Annotated in this window: 19 protein-coding genes; 18 read left to right on the forward strand and 1 reads right to left on the reverse strand. The window is 45.3% G+C overall.

Going from position 1 to position 23,397, the window contains the following annotated elements:
* The first annotated feature begins 75 nt into the window (after positions 1-75).
* From HUU58_04915 to HUU58_04930, 4 genes are read left to right on the forward strand one after another with little or no spacing between them, the layout of a single operon-like run.
* Complete coding sequence (locus HUU58_04915; protein NUN45005.1) at positions 76-978, forward strand: MBL fold metallo-hydrolase; 903 nt, start codon at positions 76-78, stop codon at positions 976-978.
* Entirely contained in the window at positions 969-1,784 is an 816-nt protein-coding gene (locus tag HUU58_04920) for an MBL fold metallo-hydrolase (GenBank protein ID NUN45006.1), read from the forward strand. Before HUU58_04915 ends, HUU58_04920 begins: the two co-directional genes overlap by 10 nt.
* 42 nt (positions 1,785-1,826) lie before the next feature.
* Complete coding sequence (metG, locus tag HUU58_04925) at positions 1,827-3,959, forward strand: methionine--tRNA ligase (protein NUN45007.1); 2,133 nt, start codon at positions 1,827-1,829, stop codon at positions 3,957-3,959.
* Positions 3,960-3,963: 4 nt separating this feature from the next.
* Positions 3,964-5,085, forward strand: coding sequence for a hybrid sensor histidine kinase/response regulator (locus HUU58_04930; protein NUN45008.1), 1,122 nt, complete (start codon positions 3,964-3,966; stop codon positions 5,083-5,085).
* Between the two features lie 66 nt (positions 5,086-5,151).
* Here the strand turns inward: HUU58_04930 and HUU58_04935 are convergent, their stop codons facing one another.
* Positions 5,152-8,310, reverse strand: a complete 3,159-nt coding sequence (locus HUU58_04935; GenBank protein ID NUN45009.1) for a hypothetical protein — start codon at positions 8,308-8,310, stop codon at positions 5,152-5,154.
* A 176-nt stretch (positions 8,311-8,486) separates the two neighbouring features.
* Between HUU58_04935 and HUU58_04940 the strand changes: the two genes are divergently transcribed.
* The 14 genes from HUU58_04940 (at position 8,487) to HUU58_05005 (ending at position 23,374) form a co-directional block, all read left to right on the forward strand.
* A complete protein-coding gene (locus HUU58_04940; protein ID NUN45010.1) occupies positions 8,487-9,311 on the forward strand; it encodes a DUF3473 domain-containing protein in 825 nt (274 codons plus the stop codon).
* Between the two features lie 80 nt (positions 9,312-9,391).
* A complete protein-coding gene (locus tag HUU58_04945) occupies positions 9,392-9,691 on the forward strand; it encodes a hypothetical protein (protein ID NUN45011.1) in 300 nt (99 codons plus the stop codon).
* Positions 9,692-9,695: 4 nt separating this feature from the next.
* Complete coding sequence (locus HUU58_04950; protein ID NUN45012.1) at positions 9,696-10,400, forward strand: SDR family oxidoreductase; 705 nt, start codon at positions 9,696-9,698, stop codon at positions 10,398-10,400.
* Entirely contained in the window at positions 10,339-11,121 is a 783-nt protein-coding gene (locus HUU58_04955; protein ID NUN45013.1) for an MBL fold metallo-hydrolase, read from the forward strand. The genes HUU58_04950 and HUU58_04955 overlap by 62 nt, the downstream gene beginning before the upstream one ends.
* A gap of 20 nt (positions 11,122-11,141) precedes the next feature.
* Positions 11,142-12,125: a ketoacyl-ACP synthase III gene (locus HUU58_04960; protein ID NUN45014.1), complete on the forward strand. Its 984-nt coding sequence runs from the start codon at positions 11,142-11,144 to the stop codon at positions 12,123-12,125.
* A gap of 50 nt (positions 12,126-12,175) precedes the next feature.
* A complete protein-coding gene (locus HUU58_04965; protein NUN45015.1) occupies positions 12,176-13,363 on the forward strand; it encodes an SDR family oxidoreductase in 1,188 nt (395 codons plus the stop codon).
* Positions 13,360-15,141 (forward strand): HAD-IIIC family phosphatase, encoded by a 1,782-nt coding sequence (locus tag HUU58_04970; protein NUN45016.1) that lies wholly within the window; start codon positions 13,360-13,362, stop codon positions 15,139-15,141. Before HUU58_04965 ends, HUU58_04970 begins: the two co-directional genes overlap by 4 nt.
* A 1-nt stretch (position 15,142) precedes the next feature.
* Entirely contained in the window at positions 15,143-15,388 is a 246-nt protein-coding gene (locus tag HUU58_04975) for an acyl carrier protein (GenBank protein NUN45017.1), read from the forward strand.
* A gap of 4 nt (positions 15,389-15,392) precedes the next feature.
* Entirely contained in the window at positions 15,393-16,754 is a 1,362-nt protein-coding gene (locus tag HUU58_04980; GenBank protein ID NUN45018.1) for an AMP-binding protein, read from the forward strand.
* Positions 16,754-17,275, forward strand: a complete 522-nt coding sequence (locus HUU58_04985; protein NUN45019.1) for a GNAT family N-acetyltransferase — start codon at positions 16,754-16,756, stop codon at positions 17,273-17,275. Before HUU58_04980 ends, HUU58_04985 begins: the two co-directional genes overlap by 1 nt.
* A 6-nt stretch (positions 17,276-17,281) precedes the next feature.
* Entirely contained in the window at positions 17,282-18,328 is a 1,047-nt protein-coding gene (locus tag HUU58_04990; protein NUN45020.1) for an alkaline phosphatase family protein, read from the forward strand.
* A 19-nt stretch (positions 18,329-18,347) separates the two neighbouring features.
* Positions 18,348-20,063: a sulfate permease gene (sulP, locus tag HUU58_04995; protein NUN45021.1), complete on the forward strand. Its 1,716-nt coding sequence runs from the start codon at positions 18,348-18,350 to the stop codon at positions 20,061-20,063.
* A gap of 259 nt (positions 20,064-20,322) precedes the next feature.
* A complete protein-coding gene (locus tag HUU58_05000) occupies positions 20,323-22,392 on the forward strand; it encodes a DnaJ domain-containing protein (protein ID NUN45022.1) in 2,070 nt (689 codons plus the stop codon).
* A gap of 139 nt (positions 22,393-22,531) precedes the next feature.
* Positions 22,532-23,374, forward strand: coding sequence for a DUF3078 domain-containing protein (locus HUU58_05005; GenBank protein ID NUN45023.1), 843 nt, complete (start codon positions 22,532-22,534; stop codon positions 23,372-23,374).
* Positions 23,375-23,397: the final 23 nt, after the last annotated feature.

Raw genomic sequence — 23,397 nt, forward strand, 5'->3', positions numbered from 1 at the left:
ACCGTTTGCGTAACAAACGTGTAGTATTCGTGGTTGATTATAAATAATCAACAAAGCCGGGAGTACACGGTGGGCATGAAGTTTACACTGCTTGGAACACGCGGTTCGCGTCCGATATTGACGCCGGACCGGGTTCGCTACGGCGGAAACACAACAGCCTTCAAAATCACGATTGACGGTATGCAGCCAATCTATATTGACGGCGGCACAGGCATCTATCGTGAAGGGGTTACGATTTCCGAACAGCACCCTGAAGGATTTCATGCACACTTTTTTATCACGCACACGCACTGGGATCACATTCTCGCATTCCCGCTTTTTGCACCGTTATTTAATAAAAACACCAAAATTTCCATATCCGGCCCGCGCTCTGAAGAATACACCATCGAAGAACTTTTCAAACTTCAGCATGCCAAAGGTTTGATACCGATTCCTTTTTCACTGGTACGCGATAAGATCACTTTCCACGAATTGCATCCCGATCAGACGATCCCGCTTGAAAAAGCCACCGTCAAAACCGTGCAACTCAATCACCAGGGATTGACGCTCGGCTATCGGATCGAACACGGAGGAAAATCGGTTTTGATCATCACCGATCATGCGCCGATCGAAAACAATCATCTCGGCGTTTTGATGAAAGCCTGGAACAAAGAAGACTTCACAAAAACAGAAAAAGAATTCTACGAAAATCTGGTTCGCTTTTGCACCGGAGCCGATATCATGCTGCACGACACGCACTTTACCAAGGAAGGAATTAAAGGTAAAGAAAACTGGGGGCATTCGACACCCGAAATGGCTGTCGATCTCGCAGTCAAGGCCGGCGTGAAAAAGATCATACTCGGGCACCATGCCCCGGAAGATACGGACACTCTTGTAGAGCAAAAAATCACTTCGGCCAATGACTATGTAAAATCCATCGGAAAAGCAGGCGCTATCGAAGTGGTGGCCTTGCGGGAGGGAACGGAAGTATGGGTTTAGAAGTCACGTTTTACGGTACGCGCGGCTCGATCAGCGCGACACACGAAGATTCGCTCAAATACGGAAGCCATACGGCATGCGTGGTTATTTCCAGCGGAGAGCGCAGTGTTATTATTGATGCGGGTTTTGGTATAGGATTTTATTCCGACCATCTTAAAAACAAGATGGGTGAATTTCACCTTTTGATTTCCCACTTTCACTGGGATCACATTCAGGGTCTCAACTATTTCGGCGCTATGCACCACCCCAAAAGTATCAATCATTTTTATTCGCCACAATCGAATGACAAACTCAAAGAAGTGATGGATATCTACTTTGACGGTTCCTACGGCCCTTTCAACGGATGGCAGCAACTCAATTCCAAGCTCGAATTTCATCAGCTTACGCAAGATATTGAGATCAACGGATTTCAGATTTCATGCCGTGCACTCAACCATACCGACCCCTGCTTCGCATACAAAATCAGCGACGGCGGTCACAGTGTAGTGTACGCCAGCGATCACGAAGCCATTGATAATTCCGTCAATCGTGAATTTATTACCTGGGCCAAAGGCGCGGACATGCTCATTCACGACGCGATGTACCTGGATGAAGAATACGCGCAACGTGTCGGTTGGGGGCACAGTACATTTGATATGGCTTGCCGCAATGCGCAGCAGATCGAGTGTAAACATTTATTACTCACGCATCACGAACCGATGCGCACCGACCGTGAACTGGATCGTATCGAACTGCGCCTCAAAGAAAAATACAGCGACTTGCGCCTCACCTGCGCACAACAAGAAGTCGTTTACGTAACCAAATAATTTTTTAGATTCAGACAGTTTGTTTTTCCTACGGAGTTAGCTTTGCCTACCGACACATCGTTTAAACGCATTCTTGTGACGAGTGCGTTACCTTATGCCAATGGTCCCAGTCACATCGGACGCCTTACCGGCGCATATCTCCCGGCTGATATATATGTTCGCTACCAACGCCTCATGCGTCGCGATATCGTTTACATTTGCGGGAGCGACGAACACGGTGTGCCCATCACGATACAAGCGGAAAAAGAAGGGGTTACGCCTCAAGCCCTTGTAGATCGCTATCATGCGATGATTCAGGACGAGTTTTCCCGTATGGGCATCAGCTTCGACCATTACGACCGCACATCCAATCCGGTTCATCACGATACGGCGCAGAAAATTTTTCTCGACTTGCTTGAAAAAAATCTGCTCAAACGCAAACCCGAGATGCAGTGGTATGATGAACAGGCCAAAATGTTCCTCTCGGATCGGTATGTCGAAGGAACCTGCCCTGTATGTCAAAACACGGATGCCCGCGGCGATCAATGTGAAAAATGTGGTACGTATTTGAATCAAATGGATCTGATCCAACCGCGCTCCAAAGTCACCGGCACTACTCCGATCGCCAAAGAGACCACCCATTTTTATTTGCCGATGGGCGAATTTCAATCCGAACTGGAAAAATGGATATCTAGCAAGTCTCACTGGAAAGACAATGTCATCAACTACTGTAAAGGATGGTTTGCACAGAAACTTGGCGACCGTGCCATTACACGCGACATTGATTGGGGTGTACCGGTTCCCAAAAAAGACCGTAAGAACAACGTCATCGAAGGTTCCGATAGAAAAGTAATCTACGTCTGGTTTGAAGCGGTATTGGGTTATATTTCTTCGACCAAAGAATGGGCAAAAAAAGTAGGCCAACCTGAAAAATGGCGTGATTATTGGCAAAAGGACGATACCCAACTCGTGCACTTCATCGGCAAAGATAATATCGTATTTCATGCGATCATGTTCCCTATCATCACGATGGCCTACAATCAAAGTAAGACATCGGGCCGTTTGGTTTTAGTTTCCGATGTACCGGCGTGCGAATTTCTCAATCTGGAAGGTAACAAGCTTTCGACCAGTCGTAATTATGCGGTTTGGGTAAAAGATTATCTTCAAAAGTTTCCTCCGGATCTTTTGCGTTACACGTTGACATCCAATCTTCCGGAAAACAAAGATTCCGATTTTTCATGGAAAGATTTTCAGATTAAAAATAACAGCGAATTAGCAGATATTCTCGGAAACTTCATCAATCGCAGTTTGTCCTTTACGATTCGAAACTACGACAACAAAGTCCCGTCGTGCGGCACGCTTACGACTATGGATGAACAAATGCTTTCCGAAATCCTGGCCGCGCAAACCGAAGTCGGCAAATTTATTGAAGAATTTCGTTTCCGCGATGCGTTAAAACGTTTTATGGATTTGGCACGCGCCGCCAATAAATACTTTAACGATACGGAGCCCTGGAAAAAAATCAAAACCGAACCGGAACGCGGCGCTACGGTTTTGTGGGTGAGCGTACAAGTCGTACGCGCATTAGCCGTGATCATGCATCCTTTCTTGCCATTTACCTCTGAAAAAGTATGGCAAATGCTCGGTTTGTCGGGCCTAGTCAAAGAACAGGATTGGAATACCATCGGCACCTCGCGAATGGACACCGGCCACGTGCTCGGCAAAGTTGAAATTGTTTTCCCTAAAATCGAAGATGGTGTGATACAAAAGGAGATAGATCATTTGAACTCAATGATCGAACAAAAAACGACAGAAAGTGCGCAGTCCAAACCGGTTGAAAAACCGAAATCCGAAAATGAAGCGGTCACTGCAGCGCAAATAAGTATTGATGAATTCGGTAAAGTCGATATGCGTTCCGCCAAGGTGCTGCATGCCGAAAAAATCGAAGGCACAACCAAATTACTCAAACTCCAGCTCGATCTTGGTTTTGAAAAACGTCAGGTTGTGAGCGGTTTGGCGGAGTATTATAAGCCTGAAGAATTGATTGGAAAAGACGTGATCATCGTCGCCAATCTCAAACCGGTGAAAATACGCGGCGTTGAATCCAACGGGATGATCCTGACGGTCAGCGACGGCACCACACTGAAAATACTATCCCCGGAGGCCGTCATGCCCGGCGGACTGCGCGTCAAATAAATCCATGAGCACTCACGCCAAAATACTGGTCGTCGAAGACGACTTCCAAAACAGACAATTAATTCAGATTTATCTGAGCCGGATGAATTTTGACGTGACACTTGCGCCCAATGGTTTTGCTGCGATGGAAAAACTAAAAACGTATAAGCCCGATCTCATCATCAGCGATATTTCGATGCCGTACATGGACGGTTTCGAATTATATAACAACGTAAAAGCCATACCCGATCTTCGCAGCATTCCATTTATTTTTCTCACGGCACATTCCGACGCCGACAAACGTCGCTATGGTAAAGAAATCGGTTCGGATGATTTTTTAACCAAACCGATCGAACAAGAAGATCTGGTCGCCTCTATTCGCGGCAAACTCAAACGCGTAGAAGAGATTCGCTCCAGCACCGAAGCGGAAATGCTGACGCAAATCGATCAACTGAAACGAGAAATCCTTTCGACGATCACACACGAAGTCAATACTCCGCTTTTTATCATCAAGCTTACAGCCAATCTTTTGCTTGATGAAACCATGGAGTTTAAACCCCATGAGCTGCAAGAACTTCTTCTTCGCATCAAAAAAAGCGGTGAACGCCTAGATGCCCTGCTCAAAGATTTCCTGATCACCGTACGCATTGCAGCCGGTGATGCAAAATCTGAATACAAAGAAGCCAAACAAGATTCTGATATCAACTTCATCGTTGAGCATCTCGTACCGCAGTTCAAAAAGCGGGCGGAGATCAAACAACTAAGAATCCAATCTCAGCTAGAACGGCATTTGCCGGGGTTACAACTCCATGTAGATCAAGTTGCCGATGTGGTGGAGCGCTTATTTAGCAATGCCTATAAATTCACTCCGCCCGGCGGAGAAATTCGTATTCGCAGCGGCAAAGACCACGACTATGTACGTTTGGATATCGAAGACACGGGCATAGGCATTCCGGAAGAGCAGTTAGATCGTATTTTTCACAAATTCTATCAAGTCAATCGCGCTGAAATGGAACAACAAGGTGCCGGTCTCGGTCTTGCCATTGCGCGTGATCTTACAGAAATCAACGGTGGGCGTTTGGTAGTAAAAAGCCATGAAGGCATGGGCAGCACATTTAGTCTATTATTCCCGATCCATGTGATATAAGAACATTCGTTTTTTATCGAACCTCTTAAGTACTATTTATTTCTTCCCCGTAATTCTTCTATGCGACTACGATAACACCGACGGCGATGAAGACCTACGCTCTACAGGCAACATCAGTATAAATTTCGCACCCTGATCTTGACAGTTTTCAAACCGTATCCCACCCTCGTGTTTTTCCATGATCCCGTAAGTCATAGACAATCCCAATCCTTTTCCGCGCCCTACATCTTTGGTTGTAAAAAAAGGATCGAATATTTTTTGGCTTATAGCCTCAGGGATGCCCGTGCCATAGTCGCGAATTCCCACATACACATATTTACCGTCGGTGCTTGTTGAAAAGTCCACCCGCGCATCGGTTGCTTGCGATTGTATCGCATTGAGCATGACATGATAAAACGCCTGCTGCAATTCGGACGGATAACACAAAATTTGCGGTGTCTCCCGATAATCCTTTTTGATCTGAACCTTTGGATACTGGATAATTATAGCATCGACCGCACTATCCAGACATTCTTCCACGGATTTAAAATCCTCTTTCGCTTCATCCAGTCGAACAAACTTCTTTAACGTTTTGACGATAACCTGTACCCGCTGTACTCCGTGCCGCGTTGATACAATCGCCGAATGAATATCATCTTCAATTTGAGTCATTTCTAGCGCCTCTTTGTCGTCCAGTGGTCCGGCTTTAGCTTTTTGCGCCAGCTCCGTTAAACGGCGAAGATCTTTTTCCAGCAACGGTAAATTACCGTAAATAAAGGCAATCGGATTATTAATTTCATGCGCCACGCCGGCTGTGAGTTCACCTAGAGCAGAAAGTTTTTCCGCTTGGATAAGCTGCGCTTCGGTAGTGCGTAGGGTTTGTAATGTTTTTTCAAGTTCTTTTTTTTGTTTGATCACGTCTCGGCTTTTACGCACCAAATCTTTGGTGCGATCGCGCACCAGCATTTCCAGCTGGCGCGCTTTTTTCCATAAATGATAGGTTCGCCACCGGTAGGCGCCGGCCGTCACGGCGATAAGCACCAAACACGATATCGCTACAAACCACGTCTCTTTCCAAAACGGGGTCAACACTTCCAAAACCACATCCGGTCCGCGGTATTGTCCGCCGGGTGTGATGGCTTTGCTTTTTAACCTATATATCCCCGGCGATAAACCCGCATATTGTATCACGCCTTGCGAGGAAGACTCCGACCAAGCTTCGTCAAAACCCTCCATAAAAAAACTGTACCGCACATCATTCTCATAACGGTAAGATATCGCCTTGATACGAAACTGGATTTGTTGAACTCCCGGCTCAATACGCAGAATCCCATTGTGTCGTTGGGGTTTACCTTGGACAAGAATCTGATCCACCAGTACTGGAACAGAATTTCCGGACGCAAACGGTTCGCTGAAATCTGTACGCACCAACCCACGACTCGTGCTGATCCAATACACAGAATCGGAACTTTTCATGATCGAGTATGGCGTACTTCCTTTCCGGAAAAATCCGGAATGGCTGTCCCAATGCATCCATGATTCATTTTTTCGGCTCATAACATCAATACCGCCGGCGGTACAAACCCAAAGGGCCGTCGTATCCGGTTCGAAAACAGAGTACACAATATTATTTGAGATACCGTTATCGGTAGTATAAACGCGTACGTTTTGTCCATCCCAGCGTGCAAGCCCCGCGCCTTCGGTACAAAACCACATCATGCCCGACGCATCACGGTAAATCTGACCTACAGATTGAAACGGCATAACACCGGGTAAAGACCATGATTGTACTCGCAGCGAATCCTGATCAGCTGCCAACACATAGGCACCGTGTGATGTACCAACCCATATCGCCCCTTTTTCATCGCGCATAAGAGTATAAACCATCATTTGATCTGTGAATGTCGAAGCATGGATACGTGTTACTCGACCATGTCGATGACGATAAAGCCCAGCGGATGTGCCGATCATTACATCTTGTTCGTCCAGAAACAAAAACGATGCAATACTTTGACCTTCAACCGATATTTCTTTTTGTTTTAGCAACGTTTTCCCGTCAACAACAAAAACTGCTATTTCGCTGTCATTAACTAGAGCCAATCTGTTTTTTCCGAGAGACACACCTTCTTGTATCGGCGTACTACCATACAACGGTAATGGCACTGCAGGATGTTGCGCATTGACATAAAAAAGACCAGCGCTGGTCAGCATATAAATAACTGTCTCTGATACGGCTATGGATTTATAGACTTGAATTCCGGGATTATTATGAGGAATGAAATACGAAAAACGTAAACCGGCGAAACGCGAAAGACCATTGTGAGTGCCAACCCAAATATGCCCCTCATGATCGCTAACTAACGGTATGGTCAGATTATTGGCAAGTCCTTTGGTTTCATCAATAACTTCCATCGAAACGACGCGTGTACCTGAAAACCGAAGTCGTGTTATACCCAAATCGGTAGCCGCCCAAAAATTACCGGTGGGATCAACGATCATTCGGTAAAAACTGCGTTTCGTAAATCCTTTTGGTAAATCTTGTGAAACAAACGAAGGGGAATCCGATTGAGGGTCCGTCAAACTTATACCGCCCCGAAAATGTAAAGCATACAAGTGTGATGAATCACGTAAGAACAAACCCCGTACAATCGGAAAAGGAGTCGGGATATTTTCTAATGCCGTTCCTTTTTGCATCCACACGCCTTGATCCGTTGCTATCCACAATCTATTATCCGGATCACGCAATGTCTGGTAAACCATTTTTCCCTGTAAGCCATCCATCGGCACCAACGAACTCGAATCATCTGTGAAACATGTAAATTTGTATGCTCCGTTTTCCGTACTCAAGATCATGGATTGATCGGCCTCGATATGAATGTGACGAACAGACAACTGCGTTAACCATGCGCGTATCTGCCATCCGCTGCGGGTCTTGTGAAAACGATTGATCCCTGTACGCGTGCCAACCCAAACGTCGCCGGATGAATCCTGAGCAACAGACCATACACGGTGATTGATCAATCCATGGGTTTTGTTAAAATTCTGAAAGGTTTGTCCATCGTAATAACTCAACCCGTCCACGGTGCCAATCCACATCGCATAGTTGCGATCAACAAAAATTTCAAAAATAGTATTACTTGGCAATCCGTCAGACGTGGAATAGTTTTTTATATAATATTGCTGCGCAAAAAGATTGCTTACAAAAACCCACCAAAAGAGGGTATGTCTGATAAAAAAAGGCGGCATAGGATGTGTATAAGAAATGTGATTGCAATTTAATACCAGAGACTATCGAATGACAACAATATTTATTTTTTTTTGTAAACATACTCTATAAATAGAGTACCGTAATCTCCGGTTGATTCGCTAAACCAATTCTCCTATCTTAGGCCGATTTAATAAAAAAAAACGGCGAAACCATTTTGGAAAAATATTTTCTTTTCAGTATTGATCTCGAAGACGTTCGTTTTTGGATGACCGAAGGCAAAAAGTACCGCGAACGCGTCCCGGCCATGACGGAGCGTTATCTGAAATTTTTGGCCCAACATCGCATGACGTGCACTTTTTTCGTCGTGGGCGATGTCGCAGAAGCCTACCCGTCCCTAATCCGCGAAATCTATTCCGCAGGGCATGAAATTGCTTGCCATACGCATCGGCACATACCTCTTGACCAACAAACACCGGAAACATTTCGCGATGACCTGCTTCGCAACATGGACGGACTTCACAAAACGGGCGTGGAGACCCTGAACGGATTTCGCGCACCTATTTTTTCGTTGACCAAAAAAACACAATGGGCTTATGAAATTCTCATCGAGCAGGGTTTTACGTATTCCAGTTCAGTACTGCCTGCGACCAATCCCTTGTACGGTTGGCCGGAATTTGGAGCGGCCTTTCGCCGAATGCATGATCGCATCTGGGAATTGCCGATCACTCTTTTTCCTTCGCGTTTTATTTCCGTCCCATGTGCGGGTGGTTTGTATTTTCGCACATTGCCTTTGTGGATGACGGCGCGCGCCTTTCGTCATCACTGGAATCAATCACGCCCGGTGCTCAGCTATTTTCATCCTTATGATATTGACACCGAGCAGGAGCATTTCATGCATCCGGGCTTAAAAGACAACCGGTTTTATAACTGGGTGATGTATCAAAACCGCGGCACGATGCTTGATAAAATAGATACTATCCTTGCCGACGGGGCAACAATTATTCCTTATCGTGATTATATCAGCCGGCATCTTCAATGACTATAATCGTTCATTGAAAAAGCCGCTCAAAATACGTATGATAGGTTTCCGTTTTTCAGTTTAGCAATATTGGAGTTTGAATGAATACCGAACAGGTTTTAAACGTTATCCAGGAGTCGTTTGACAGTCTTACGCGCAGCGGGTTGATCGCTTCGCAAGTACAGGTAACACCGGATCTTGTAATTCTCGGCAATGGATCACCACTGGATTCGATGGCTTTTGTTACATTGTTTACCGATTTGGAAGAACGCATCGCGACGGCTTCCGGCAAAGACATCTTTCTTGTGTTAGATGAAATCGAAGGTTTTAATATTAATAACCCGTTTCTGTCAGCCGAAACCATAGCCGGCTACATCGTCGGCTTGATTCAAAAAGGATAACATCATGGCTACGCCGGTTATGATCATCACCGGTACCAGCAAAGGTATCGGCAAAGGATTAGCAGAATATTTTCTAAATAAAGGATACCGTGTTTTCGGATGCAGCCGAAGCGAGGCGACGATCACACATGCCGCTTATCATCACACAGCTTTGGATGTGAGTAATGAATCCGCCGTACGGCTATGGATTCGCACGGTGAAAAAAGAAGGCGGTCGTATTGATGTTTTGGTTTGCAATGCCGGTTTGGTCGAATCGGCGCTCCAGATGACGGTCACGCCCGGCGATGTACTCGAAGCCTATCTCAAGACCAATGTGGCCGGCACGTACTACGTATGCCGTGAGACAGCCAAGACCATGTTGCTGCAGAAACAAGGTCGTATCATCACGATTTCCTCTATCATGACGCGCCTTCATGCGCCCGGTACATCCGTATATTCGGCCACCAAAAGTGCAATCGAACAAATGACCAAAGTACTTGCCCGTGAAATGGCACCGCTCGGAATTACTTGCAACGTCGTCGCGCCTTCGATGTCGCCGACGGATGCGGCTAAATCGTTTGGCCCGGAATGGGAAAAAAATATGTTAGCCCAGCAGACCATACAGCGTCCTATCACCACAGACGAAATCGCCAATGTGATCTCATTTTATGCCGCGCCCGAAAGCGCCTGCATCACAGGCCAAGTCACTTATATGGGTCTTGTGGACTGACCTTGGACGAAAGCGCGAATACGGCATGGAAGGCATTTACGAATATATATTAGACGGTTTTAAAATCACGGAAGTCGTGACGGATCCGCTGTGGAAAGAAAATTGTTATCTTATCACAAGTGCATCCGGCGAACAAGCGTTGATTGATCCCGGTTATGATGCCGATCGTTTAGCGGATCTGATTTCCCAAAACGGGGACCGCGGACTGACTTGGGTTTTGCTGACCCACGCCCATCATGATCATGTGGGCGCTGTAACTCCGATTTGTCGTATGTTTTCCATTCCGGCCTATTTGCATAAAGATGACCATAAATTAATACGGCATGCACCGATGTATGCGATTCGTTTCGGCCGTCAACCCATTCCGATGCCGCAGCCGGTCAATTTTTTTGAGACGCCGCACGTATTTGAACTGGGTGCCCTCGCCCTACGCGCACTGCATGTGCCGGGCCACACCAAAGGCGGCGCGGCGTTCGTATTGGGTGACGCCCTTTTTACGGGCGATACACTAATGCACAAACATGTCGGGAGAGCGGATTTACCGGGCAGCGACATGACTATGCTGAAACAGTCCGTGGATAAACTGCTGTCCGAACATCACGATACGGCACGTATTTTTGCAGGTCACGGAAAACCATGGACCATCGGTGAAGCGCGCGAATGGTGGGCATCGGCAAAAAATGAACCCGGCGTACATGATCATTTTGATACATTTGCTTAACGTAACACGATAAAATATTCATGGGTATAGGCATTACCGGCGTAGGAAAATATATTCCTTCCAAAGAAATCACCAATGAGCAGGTCGAAGCGTGGACCGGAGTATCGGCCGCCGATATTATTTCTAAAATCGGCGTTACCAAACGATTTGTCGTCGAAGCGCACGAAACCGCATCGGGCATGTCCGTCGAAGCGGCCCGACAAGCCATGGTTATGGCGGGTATCACTGCCGATCAAATCGGCCTGATTATTTGTGCGACCTTCACCGGAGATTATCTGTGTCCGGCGATGGCATGCCGCGTGCAAGAGCAACTCGGCGCTAAAAATGCGGGCGCTTACGATGTTATGGCCAATTGCACCGGCTTCCAAATCGGCTTGGCCAATGCGGCCGATCGCATGACCCTGGATTCTTCGATAGCCTATGCTCTCGTGATCGGTACTGCGCTGCAATCCCGTTTTATCAACTGGAAAGACCCCAATTCGGCTATTTATTTTAGTGACGGCGCCGGTGCAGCAATACTTGCGCGTGTACCGGAAGGATATGGTGTACTCGCCTCGGATATTATGGCCAACGGCAAAGTGTACGACGCCGTGCGCGTTCGCGGCGGCGGATCAAGCTACCCACTGCGAACGGAGAATGTAAACGATGTACTTCCGTATTTCGAATTAAACGGCCTGGAAGTATGGAAACAGGTGGTGCAATTTCAACCCCGCGTCATCATGCGTGTGCTTGAAAAAATTTCCAAAAAAACCGATGCCGTCGATTTTTTTATTTTTCATCAGGCTAATCTTCGGTTAATCGAATTTCTCATGGCCAAGATGAAGCATCCCATGCATAAAACGCAGACCAATGTGGAAACCATAGGCAATACCGGCGAAGCCTCGATGGCTATCGCGCTTTGCGATGCCGTACTTGCCGGCAAATTGCAACGCGATCAATTGGTCGTGATTTCCGGCGTCGGTGCCGGATTTATTTTCGGCGCGACAGTTCTGCGCTGGTACTAATAAAAAACGTGCGCTCTGATTTATTTTGATTAACTTACCCTTAAAAAAACATGCCCGACTACACACAGATACAAATCGGCGACAGCGCTGAAATTCGCCACACGATCACGGCAAGCGACATTGAAAAATTTGTCGCTCTGACCGGCGATGATAACAAAATGCATGTGGATGAAAACTTCGCCGGCCGCACCTCATTTAAAAAACCGGTCGTACACGGCATGCTCGGAGCATCCTTTATTTCAACAGTAATAGGCACCAAACTTCCGGGTGACGGTGCATTGTGGTTTTCTCAAAGTTTGGAATTTCTACTGCCGGTCCGTATCGGAGACGAGATCACCGTTCGCGCTGAAGTCCTGCGTAAAATAGATGCCGAACAAATCATCGAATTGCAAACGGATATCATCAATCAGCACAAACAAAAAGTCACCACCGGGAAAGCCAAAGTCAAAGTGATCGCTCAGGAAAAACCTTCCGTAGTTGAAGAAACAACCGTGAGAAAGAAAGTGGCGCTGATCATCGGGGCTACCGGAGGTATCGGTCAAGCCACATGTCGTATGCTTGCAAAACAAGGTTTTGATGTCGCTGTACATTATTTTTCCAACGAAAAAAGAGCTTTCGATCTTGTGGCTTCTGTTAAAAACGAAGGTCGCGCAGCACATGCATTTAAAGCAGATATTTTCAAACCGGAAGATATTCAACATTTGGCCGAAGATGTAACACGGAAACTCGGGACCGTAACGGTTTTGGTCAATGCGGCTACGGTGAAAATACCGGCCATCAAGTGGGCGTCGGTCGCATGGGATGATATCACCCAACAGTGGGACATCAATGTGCGGGCATCATTTTACCTCTGCAAAGGCATCATCCCGCTGATGGAAAAGCAAAAGTACGGCAAGATCATTTTGCTAACTACGATGTACACGGAAAGTACACCGCCGGCTGAACTCATGGGTTATGTTACTGCCAAATATGCGCTCAACGGATTTGCCAAAGCGTTGGCGGTAGAAATGGCGCCAAAAAATATTACAGTAAATCTCGTTTCGCCCGGCATGACCGATACGGAACTGGTAGCCGACGTACCTGAAAAAGTAAAACTATTGAACGCCATGAAAGCACCGATGAAACGGCTTGCCCAATCCGAAGACGTCGCCGGCGCTATCGCTTACCTGGCGTCCGATGCGGCAGATTATATCACCGGAGAGACGATCCGCGTCAATGGCGGTCAAACGATGTTATGATGATCCCCGAACGCCTTACAGACATCACGCTTCCCGATACGCTTTCGGAAACCATTGCTCTGGTAAATCATCTCGACCATTTAGAAAAAAAACCGGAGCAATCCGTACGCATTCATATTTTGCGTAATTTTACGATCGAAGGCATTGAACCTTTTCTCAAGTTTTATCACTACCAATCCGGCATACGCCCTGAAATCAGTTTCGGGAATTACGACAATGTCCGGCAGGAATTGTTAGATAAAAATTCCTCGTTGTATCAGCGCCATCCGGACATCGTCGTGCTCGGTCTCGTACTTGAGACTTTGGATACCAACCTGCGTACATTCGGATGGACTGCAGACCGCGTCATATCGGAAATCGAATCGTTGCTGGATACGGCTTTACAAAACACACAAGCATTGCTTGCCGTTAACACATTCGTGCCGCCTTGGGATTCCGAATGGGGCATGTACCGATCACCGGACGCCGCGGAACGTTTTGAAGAAGTACAACGAATAAACCGAAAGATCCGTGAACGCGTGCGTCGCGATCCGATGCGGCTCTATCTGATGGACTGGGAGCGCTATCTTATTCGCCTGGGTGAAGAAGCGGCTATGGATTATCGTTTTTGGTACACGTCCAAGGCACCTTTTAAAAAAGATTTTATGTCTGCGTATGCCTTCGATATCGCCAAACTCAGCCGCGGATTAAAAGGTAAAACCAAAAAATGCCTCGTTCTTGATTGCGACAACACCCTTTGGGGTGGGATTATCGGCGAAGACGGCGTGTCGGGTATTAAACTGGACCGCGACAGTTTTCCCGGACGCGTGTATCGCGACTTCCAGCTTAATGCGCTCGCTTTGTATGAGCGTGGTATTCTTCTTACGCTCTGCAGTAAAAACAACGAGGCCGACGTGTGGGAAGTTTTTGATCATCATCCGGATATGGCGCTTCGGCGCGAACATATCGCGGCTTGGCGTATCAACTGGACCGATAAAGCAACGAATATTCGTTCCCTCGCGGAGGAACTGAATATCGGTCTCGACAGTTTTGTTTTTGTAGATGACAGCCCCGCCGAATGCGAGCTTGTCCGAACGATGATCCCGGATGTCACCGTGCTTCAGGTTCCTCAAAAATTATACACCTATCCGCCATTTGTGATACGATCCGGTTTTTTTGATGCGTTGCAGGTAAGCTCAGAAGACAAAAATCGCACGCGCATGATGCACGAAGAATCCATGCGACGCGTCGAAGAAGCACGCTATACTTCCATTGATGATTATTTAGCCTCCCTTCAATTGTACGCTACCATCCACGAAGCCACAACCGATGAGATACCGCGCGTGGCGCAGCTGACGCAAAAGACCAATCAATTCAATGTTACCACACGGCGTTATTCCGAAGCACAAATCACGGCTTTTGCTGAAAACCCGGATGCTTCGGTATGGACTATGCGTGCCGGCGATAAATTCGGTGATTTCGGTTTGACGGCGGTTATCATCGTGACGCGTAACGGCGATACGGCCGAGATGGACTCTTTTTTACTCAGTTGCCGCATACTCGGACGCAAACTGGAAACGGCATTTGTTCGGCACGTCATGGCGGCACTCACACCGCGCTGGAGTATACGCACATGGCAAGCGTACTACATACCGACTAAAAAGAATGGTCAAACTGAAAAATTTTGGGACAGTTTCGGCTTCCGACCGACGCCACAAGCGGATCGAAGTGTGAAATATACGATAGACGCGTCGGCACTGGATACGACACCCATTCCGTTTATTTCTTACAGGAGTTAATATGGCTAAGACGACCCATGACATAAAAAAAGTTATGGCGCGGATTTTTGAAGTAGACCCCTCATCGCTGCACGACACTATACGTCAGGATGAAGTTGAAAACTGGGACAGTTTACGGCACATGAACCTCATACTCGGTCTCGAAGAAGAATTTGGCGTAGAATTTACCCCCGAACAAAGCGTCGAGATACTGAGTTTGCCGCTCATCAAAGTTACACTACAAGAACTGGGAGTTACTTTTTCGTAATCGTATGCAGTCCATTCAAACCATACTCCGACGACTCACAGAAGCACCCGACAAGGAAGCGCTGTACTGGAACGATCGTTTTTTTTCTTATGCGGAATTAAACACCGCTATAGCCGCGTGGGAACCTGTTTTGAAAGACAACGGGGTCGGCCGCGGCACTGTTTGTGCTTTTTTAGGTGATTATTCACCGCAGACGGCGGCACTCATTTTTGCGTTGATGAAAGTCAAAGCTGTGATGGTTCCTTTTACATATGCGATCCAACGCGAAATCGAAGAATTCAAAAACATTGCCGGTGTCGAATGTATGTTCCGTTTTGCTCCGGACGACACATGGACCTTTGAAAGGTACAATGCCGTTCCGCGGAACGCGTTGATTGAGGATTTTATGCAGCGCGACGTACCGGGGCTGATCGTATTTTCAAGCGGATCAACCGGCAAACCTAAGGGTATTTTGCAGGATTGCGAACGTGTCATGCATAAATTTGTCGAAAAAAGACCGGGATGGCGTACACTTCTTTTTTTGATGATGGATCACTTTGGGGGATTTAACACATTTTTATCATCGTTTGCTTACGGAGGTACGGCCGTTTGTCTTCCGGATCGCAATCCTGATACCGTGTGCCGCATCATACAAACTTCACGTGCGACACTCTTGCCCACGACACCGACATTTATCAACCTTCTTTTGGCATCACGCGTGTACGGGCAATACGATCTGTCTTCGGTCAAAATGATTACCTATGGTACGGAAGTCATGAATGCCGCAACTCTTTCGAAAGTCCGCGATATTTTTCCTAATGCGCAGATCAAACAAACTTACGGTCTTTCCGAACTCGGCGTGTTGCGCTCGCAATCTGAAAGTGATGATTCCGTGTGGGTCAAAATCGGAGGTGCCGGTTTTGAAGTAAAAATCGTCGATAATATTTTGTGGATTCGGTCCGAAGCCAATATGGTCGGCTACCTCAATGCGCCCAGCCCTTTTGACAACGAAGGATGGATGTGTACCGGCGATCAAGTTGAGGTGCGCGGTGAATACATGCGTATCCTCGGTCGCAAATCGGAAATGATCAATGTCGGCGGTCAAAAAGTTTTCCCCGTCGAAGTCGAGAACGTTTTAATGGAAGCCGGTAATGTACGCGAAGTCAGCGTTTTCGCGAAACCCCATCCGATCATGGGTCACGTCGTGCACGCCAAAATCACCCTGCATGAACCGGAAGACACACTTCTTGCTACGGAACGTCTTCGCAAATTTTGTCTCGAGCGTATGGCAAAATACAAAGTACCGGTTAAATTTGTTTTTGTAGATAACAACGAACAACATAACGCGCGATTCAAAAAAATACGCCGCGATTCGGAGTCTTCCTAGTGAGTTCATTCTTCCTGCGCCCGTCTTTGTTGAGCGATGAAACGGCCATTTATAATCTTTATAACCGGGTTGCCGCTATACGCGGAGGACTTGCTCGTGAAACGCATGAAGTCACTTCCGATTATGTTCACCATTTTCTATCACGAAGCATCGCAACCGGTTTATCCATCATCGCAATCAATGAGAACGAATGCCTTGGTGAAATACACGCCTACAGACCGGGCATTAAAGTATTTGATCATGTTTTGAGTGAACTCACGATCGCCGTTGACCCGAAGGCACAAGGTCTGGGTATCGGAAAACAACTCTTTACGACTTTTTTAGACACCGTCCGCACAACCATGCCGAACATATTGCGCGTAGAACTCATTGCACGCGAGAGTAATTCTAAAGCCATACGCATGTACGAAAAACTCGGATTCGTGACCGAGGGTCGTTTTGAAAATCGTATTCGCAGTGTGGATGGTGGTTTGGAAGCGGATATACCGATGGCTTGGATGAATCCTAACTACAAAGGTTGACCGTTCGTGAAAAAAGTAAAACTATGGAACGCTTTAATTTTTTTTAAACCAACCGCTGTCCTCTTTTTTTCCATTTTACTTTCTGCTTGTACACCACCGCCACCGATAGGCCCTTTGCCCGGCAAAACTCCGGATTCATTTCGTATCGCTTTCGGTTCTTGCAATAAAACATTTCTTCCCCAGCCGCTATGGAATCCGATCAGGACTGCCCAACCCGATCTTTGGATGTGGCTCGGTGACATCGTTTACGGTGATCGCGGCGGAATTGACACCATACGATGGATGTACAATTTTCAAAAAAAACATCCGGACTACGCCGCGTTACGACAAACCGTACCGGTGATCGGAATTTGGGACGATCACGATTACGGTGTCAATGACGGCGGCAGCGAATATGAACACAAAAAAGAAACCCAACGTCTATTGATGGATTTTTTGGATGAACCCGCTGAAAGCCCTCGGCGCTTGCAAGAAGGTATTTATACGTCGTATCGCTACGACAAGCTCAATACCCGCATAAAGCTCATACTTCTTGATGAACGTTCATTCCGTGAAGAGCCGCGTGCCAACAAGGATATACTCGGCGATAAACAATGGCAATGGTTGTACGGCGAGCTCTTCGGAGATACGACGGATATCACATTGATCGCTTCTTCCAGTCAAATTATCCCCAACGATAATTACGCGTTCAATGAAGTGTGGCAAGATTATCCGGCTTCAAGGGACAAAATTTTATCCTGGCTCAAAACGGTGCCGGGCACCGTATTCATTGTGAGCGGTGACCGACACTATGCCGAAATATCTCAAATCGAAAACGGCCGAAATAATGGCCGATCGACATTGACGGAGCTTACGTCCAGCGGATTGACACATACCAAAAATTATACGCTTTATAGTTTACTGCCGATCGAACCTAATTCACACCGCGTCGGTGATTTTTACGGCGGACTGAATTTTGGCGTGATTGACATTGATGCCGTACAACGTAAAGTTTTCGGTTACGTGTGCGATCACGAATCCATGATACGTTTACAACTGGTTATCGATTACTAAAAACACTTCCGCAGGTTCCATGTTACGACCTAAATTACTGGATACGCTGAAAGACTATAATCGCGAACGCTTTATTGCGGATCTGAGCGCAGGCACTATAGTCGGCGTGGTAGCTTTACCGCTCGCCATAGCTTTTGCTATCGCATCGGGCGTTTCACCGGAACGCGGTTTATACACAGCGATCATCGCCGGTTTTTTGATTTCATTTTTAAGCGGCAGCAAAGTTCAGATCGGCGGCCCGACCGGGGCTTTCGTCGTGATCGTATATGGTATTGTAGAAAAATACGGCATTGACGGATTGATCATCGCCACGATCATGGCCGGGGTGATATTGATTCTAATGGGGCTTGCTAAATTTGGCGGCCTTATCAAATATATTCCGCATCCGATCATCACCGGTTTTACATCCGGTATCGCCGTTATCATCTTCTCAACACAAATTCGAGATTTTTTCGGCTTAACAATAGACAAAGTACCCGGTGATTTTGTAGAGAAATGGGCATCGTATATTGAACATGGATCCTCCATCAATTTTTATGCGTTTGGTATCGGCATCGCTACCCTATTAATTATCGTTTTTTGGTCACGCTTTTCACAAAAAATCCCGGGCTCATTGGCGGCTTTGATCATTTCGACGTGTGTCGTTTATTTTTTTCAATTGCCCGTAGATACGATTCATACCCGCTTTGGTGAAATTCCGTCTTCATTACCTGCGCCTATTTTCCCCAATATTCAATGGTCTACGATCACAGCCCTCATTATGCCAGCGACGACGATCGCTTTACTGGGCGCGATCGAATCATTGCTCTGTGCTGTTGTTGCCGACGGTATGATCGGTGACCGACATCGCTCCAATATGGAACTCATCGCGCAAGGCCTCGCCAATATAGTTACACCTTTTTTCGGAGGCATCCCTGCGACGGGCGCCATCGCACGTACGGCGACCAATATCCGCAACGGAGGCCGGACACCGATCGCCGGTATTATCCACGCGCTGATCTTACTGATGATCTTGTTGATTTTTGGGAAATGGGCAGCTCTTATTCCTTTGCCTTGTCTGGCAGCCATCCTGATTTACGTTGCGTATAATATGAGTGAACATACAGCGTTTATGGCTATTATTCGCGGCCCTCGAACGGATGTGATCGTTTTGCTTACTACGTTTGCGCTGACCGTATTGGTTGATCTTACCGTGGCCATCGAAATCGGGATGATCCTCGCCGCATTTTTATTTATGAAGCAGATGGCCGACGTTACACGTATTCAGGTGATCAAGTCTGATTTGGATGATCATGACGAGCCCCCCGACACACAAGCTGTCAAGGACAAACGCATACCCCAGGGTGTGCAGGTTTTTGAAATCAACGGTCCGTTCTTTTTCGGCTCGGTTTATAAATTTCAGGAACACTTTGATTTTGCCAGACGGCACACGCGCGTATTGATTCTTCGCATGCGTGCCGTGCCCTATGTTGACGCGGGAGGGCTTCACGCGTTACGTGAAATGATGAATCATTGCCGAAAAGATAAAGTTTATTTCTTGATCGCCGAGATACATACGCAACCGCTCATCGCCGTCGAGCAATCCGGCCTGATGCAAACCATGGGCGAAGATTATTATTTCGGCAATCTTGACGAAGCCCTGGCGGCAGCCGGCGAATTGATAAAAGCACAACCGGCTGAAAACACGGAATCTTTGCATCGTTATATGCATGAAATCCGTGAAGGCCAAAAGTAAAAACAATTAGATTTTGGCCCGTAAAACGACGAATTTGATCCTAACCACAATAAAAATCTATCCCAAAGGAGGCCGATATTATAAATGATCCTCCTATACAGAGGAGTATTGTATTTGATTTTTAAATTTCATAAAAACTTACAGTCTTTCTCACCTTCATTAATTTGATCTCCCCGACAATCAATGTGGTAAAATAAGGTCTGACTATAGAACACAACAATTAATGTTTTTTCAATTGTTCAAATTATGAGGGAAAAATATGACAATCGAAGATGCTCTAATAATACTCGAAATTAATGAACCACACCCCAATCTTAATCAGATCAAGTCCGCTTATCGTGTTCTTGCTAGAAAATATCATCCGGATAAAACCGGAACAAAAGATGCATCAAAATTCATCTTAATCAATGCAGCATATGAGCTACTGAAAGATCACTTTGCTTTTGGATATTCTTCCTATGAACACGAAAAATGTGACGCAGAATTTGAAACAGAAAGTGATATATCTGCGCGATTGCGCGAAATTGAGAAAGCTTTTGAATTATTGCAACGAAGTTATGAAGAGTATCACAATGCGGTCTTTGCAAATATAGAGAATCAAATAATTGAAGTGCTTAATAGCTACACAACCAATTCTCAACTTAAGAATCATTTTCCTAGTTATTTTTCTGACGTTACAACGAATGGGTTACAAAATATCGTTGTTTGGTTTAATGAGAATTTTGCAAGCATGGCAAAGTCTTATGACACTTGGATTAACGGATATTTGAAATCTGTATACGAGCAGCTTCAGGCTCAAGAGACTGCGCTATGGCGAAAATCACCCTTTTTAAGAAAAACTATTAAAATTAGTTTTTTTGTTAGTTTGATTAGCGTTCCAATTGGAATCTATTTAAATAACAATCTACTACTTTTGTTGTTTCCAATTTACTTTGGAATACCCGCCGGCATAATTAAGTATTTCCGTTCAGTCAGATCGAGCTTTAGTATAGAGGAAAGAGTTATTAGATTAGATCATAATAAATTCAGGCTCTCTCCAGAACAAGCACAACTTTATGTAGGTGAAGAGGTATCTCAAAAAGAAACTTCTCAACTTGGAGCTGTAAGCGGTGCAGCTCTTGGATTGGCTGTTGGCGGACCGATTGGAGCTGTCATCGGAGGCGCGCTGGGAGGCCTTTTCGGTAGCATGTTTGGTGAGTCACTTGATGAACTTAAAAACAAAGTATATTCTCAGGCAAACATCAGACTTGTTGAGATCAATTCATTTATTTTAGAAAGATTGAACAATGAGATACCAAAAATTTATTCCGAATTAATAAATTCAGTAAAGGAAAACTACTCAAAGAATAAAAAAAACGCCGTTAATCTTTTGTTGACATACAATACTACTTATAATAAGACGCATGCCTATAAAATCGAAAAAGACCACCCAATGATAAATATTGACTTTACGGACATGATATATGTAGTCTTACTTGCCTGTTTTTTCTTATCATTCACAGTATATATTTCTGAGAAGAATAGTTTACGCAAGCTATCATTAACAGCACCATCAACCGTTGATGTTAGAAATAATCTCCAAAATGAAGTAATGAGTTTCATTTCTACCCATCTTAATTTTGAAGCCAAACAAGAAATTGAATCATATATAAATGATTACGAAGAGGTTGTTGATTATTATTCAACATCAAAAGTGACAAAAAATCAAATCAAGCAACTCAAACTGGCATTTTACAAAAAATGGCCGATGGTTTCATACAACCTTGATCGCAAAACGTTTCGAATTAATGAAGAAGGTGGTCAAATTCGAATATTCTTCAATTATCATTTTATTGTTGGAAATGACATTGAAAAAAGGGAGGGGGTAGCCGAAAATGAAATGGAAATTTATTTCAAGAATGGAGTAATAAAAATCATAGCCGAAGAACAAAAAATATTACACACTGAGAACAAAACTACAAAGAACGAAAAGTACATTGAACCTATCGATAATTACTCAATTAACTTTCGAGATCCAAAAGAGGTAATACGAGCATTTTATCTCTTTGTTGAAAAAAAGAAACCAGGTGAAGCTGTTTTGCTTTATGCTGAGGCTAAGAAAGAAAAAGTAAATAAAAAACTTATTGATGCTGTATCTACAGACACAGAATACTACAAAATAGAATCAATGATTGTTAACTACGAAAACGATGTTGAATGTGAAGTTAGCGTTTATCTTTTTCATAAAAAACATAACGCTCAAGAAGAGTACTGGGCTATTAATGTCAAATTAATTAAAGAATCTGATTTATGGAAAATTTGGAGCACTCCGGGAAAACAAATTTATTGACTTGCAAACTATTATTCGGACGAGAGAGTGCAAGCAACTCGCCTCGCATCATAGAAGTTCATAGTTCATATAAAACTAAACATCATGGATGATGATTTTTCAATAAATTAGTAGTCATTTAAAAATTAAGGAAATGCCTATGACGTCTAAATTTACACTCTTTGCGTTGGTAATGGTCGTTTTTGCGCAAATGACTCATGCACAGGATACAACATGGCAGCGTGGCGGTGCAGCCAGTATCAACTTTAGTCAGGTACAGCTCAAGGATTGGGGCGGCGGCGGCGATAACTCGCTTGCGCTGAATTCACTTTTGAGCTTGTTTGCTAATTATCACTTTGAAAAAACGCGCTGGGAAAATTCTTTGGAACTGGGTTACGGTATCGTCAAACAGGGCGATGCCGGTACACGTAAAGCGGATGATAAGATCATTTATGTGTCCAAATACAATCGCGATTTCGTTGGCCCGTGGAAATATTCGGCATTATTGGATTTTCGTACACAATTTGCCAACGGCTATGATTACAGCGTACCCGATTCGTTACGTAAACCTATTTCCAAATTTATGTCGCCGGCAGCGCTCACCATCGCACTCGGTGCGGACTATCGTCCCAACGATAAGTTTTCAGCACTTATATCTCCCGTGACGGGCAAGGCAACTTTCGTTCTCGACAAGCGCCTGTCTGACCTTGGATCGTTTGGCGTAAAAAAGGGTGACAAAGTTTATACTGAATTCGGTTGGTTTATCAACAGTGTTTACAAAACGCCCCTGATGACCGGCATTGATTTTACATCCAAAATAAACATGTTCTCAAGTTACAAAAAAATCAAAGAAGTTGATGTCAACTGGGAAAACCTGATTCTGATGAAGGTGAATGAATATGTCAGCGCCAATTTGACGGCACAATTTGTTTACGATAAGGATGTTTCCAACAAATGGCAGATCAAAGAAGTTTTTGGCGCCGGACTACTGTACAAATTTTAACCGCTCGGCCAACATAACGAGGA

The sequence above is a fragment of the bacterium genome (assembly GCA_013360215.1).
GTDB lineage: Bacteria > CLD3 > CLD3 > SB21 > SB21 > JABWCP01.

What these genes read in the sequence shown, in the direction of transcription:
- HUU58_04915 (NUN45005.1), top strand. Translation starts at nt 76, where the DNA reads ATGAAGTTTACACTGCTTGGAACACGCGGTTCGCGTCCGATATTGACG.
- HUU58_04920 (NUN45006.1), top strand. Translation starts at nt 969, where the DNA reads ATGGGTTTAGAAGTCACGTTTTACGGTACGCGCGGCTCGATCAGCGCG.
- HUU58_04930 (NUN45008.1), top strand. Translation starts at nt 3,964, where the DNA reads ATGAGCACTCACGCCAAAATACTGGTCGTCGAAGACGACTTCCAAAAC.
- HUU58_04935 (NUN45009.1), bottom strand. Translation starts at nt 8,310, where the DNA reads ATGCCGCCTTTTTTTATCAGACATACCCTCTTTTGGTGGGTTTTTGTA.
- HUU58_04945 (NUN45011.1), top strand. Translation starts at nt 9,392, where the DNA reads ATGAATACCGAACAGGTTTTAAACGTTATCCAGGAGTCGTTTGACAGT.
- HUU58_04950 (NUN45012.1), top strand. Translation starts at nt 9,696, where the DNA reads ATGGCTACGCCGGTTATGATCATCACCGGTACCAGCAAAGGTATCGGC.
- HUU58_04955 (NUN45013.1), top strand. Translation starts at nt 10,339, where the DNA reads ATGCCGCGCCCGAAAGCGCCTGCATCACAGGCCAAGTCACTTATATGG.
- HUU58_04960 (NUN45014.1), top strand. Translation starts at nt 11,142, where the DNA reads ATGGGTATAGGCATTACCGGCGTAGGAAAATATATTCCTTCCAAAGAA.
- HUU58_04965 (NUN45015.1), top strand. Translation starts at nt 12,176, where the DNA reads ATGCCCGACTACACACAGATACAAATCGGCGACAGCGCTGAAATTCGC.
- HUU58_04970 (NUN45016.1), top strand. Translation starts at nt 13,360, where the DNA reads ATGATGATCCCCGAACGCCTTACAGACATCACGCTTCCCGATACGCTT.
- HUU58_04975 (NUN45017.1), top strand. Translation starts at nt 15,143, where the DNA reads ATGGCTAAGACGACCCATGACATAAAAAAAGTTATGGCGCGGATTTTT.
- HUU58_04980 (NUN45018.1), top strand. Translation starts at nt 15,393, where the DNA reads ATGCAGTCCATTCAAACCATACTCCGACGACTCACAGAAGCACCCGAC.
- sulP (NUN45021.1), top strand. Translation starts at nt 18,348, where the DNA reads ATGTTACGACCTAAATTACTGGATACGCTGAAAGACTATAATCGCGAA.
- HUU58_05000 (NUN45022.1), top strand. Translation starts at nt 20,323, where the DNA reads ATGACAATCGAAGATGCTCTAATAATACTCGAAATTAATGAACCACAC.
- HUU58_05005 (NUN45023.1), top strand. Translation starts at nt 22,532, where the DNA reads ATGACGTCTAAATTTACACTCTTTGCGTTGGTAATGGTCGTTTTTGCG.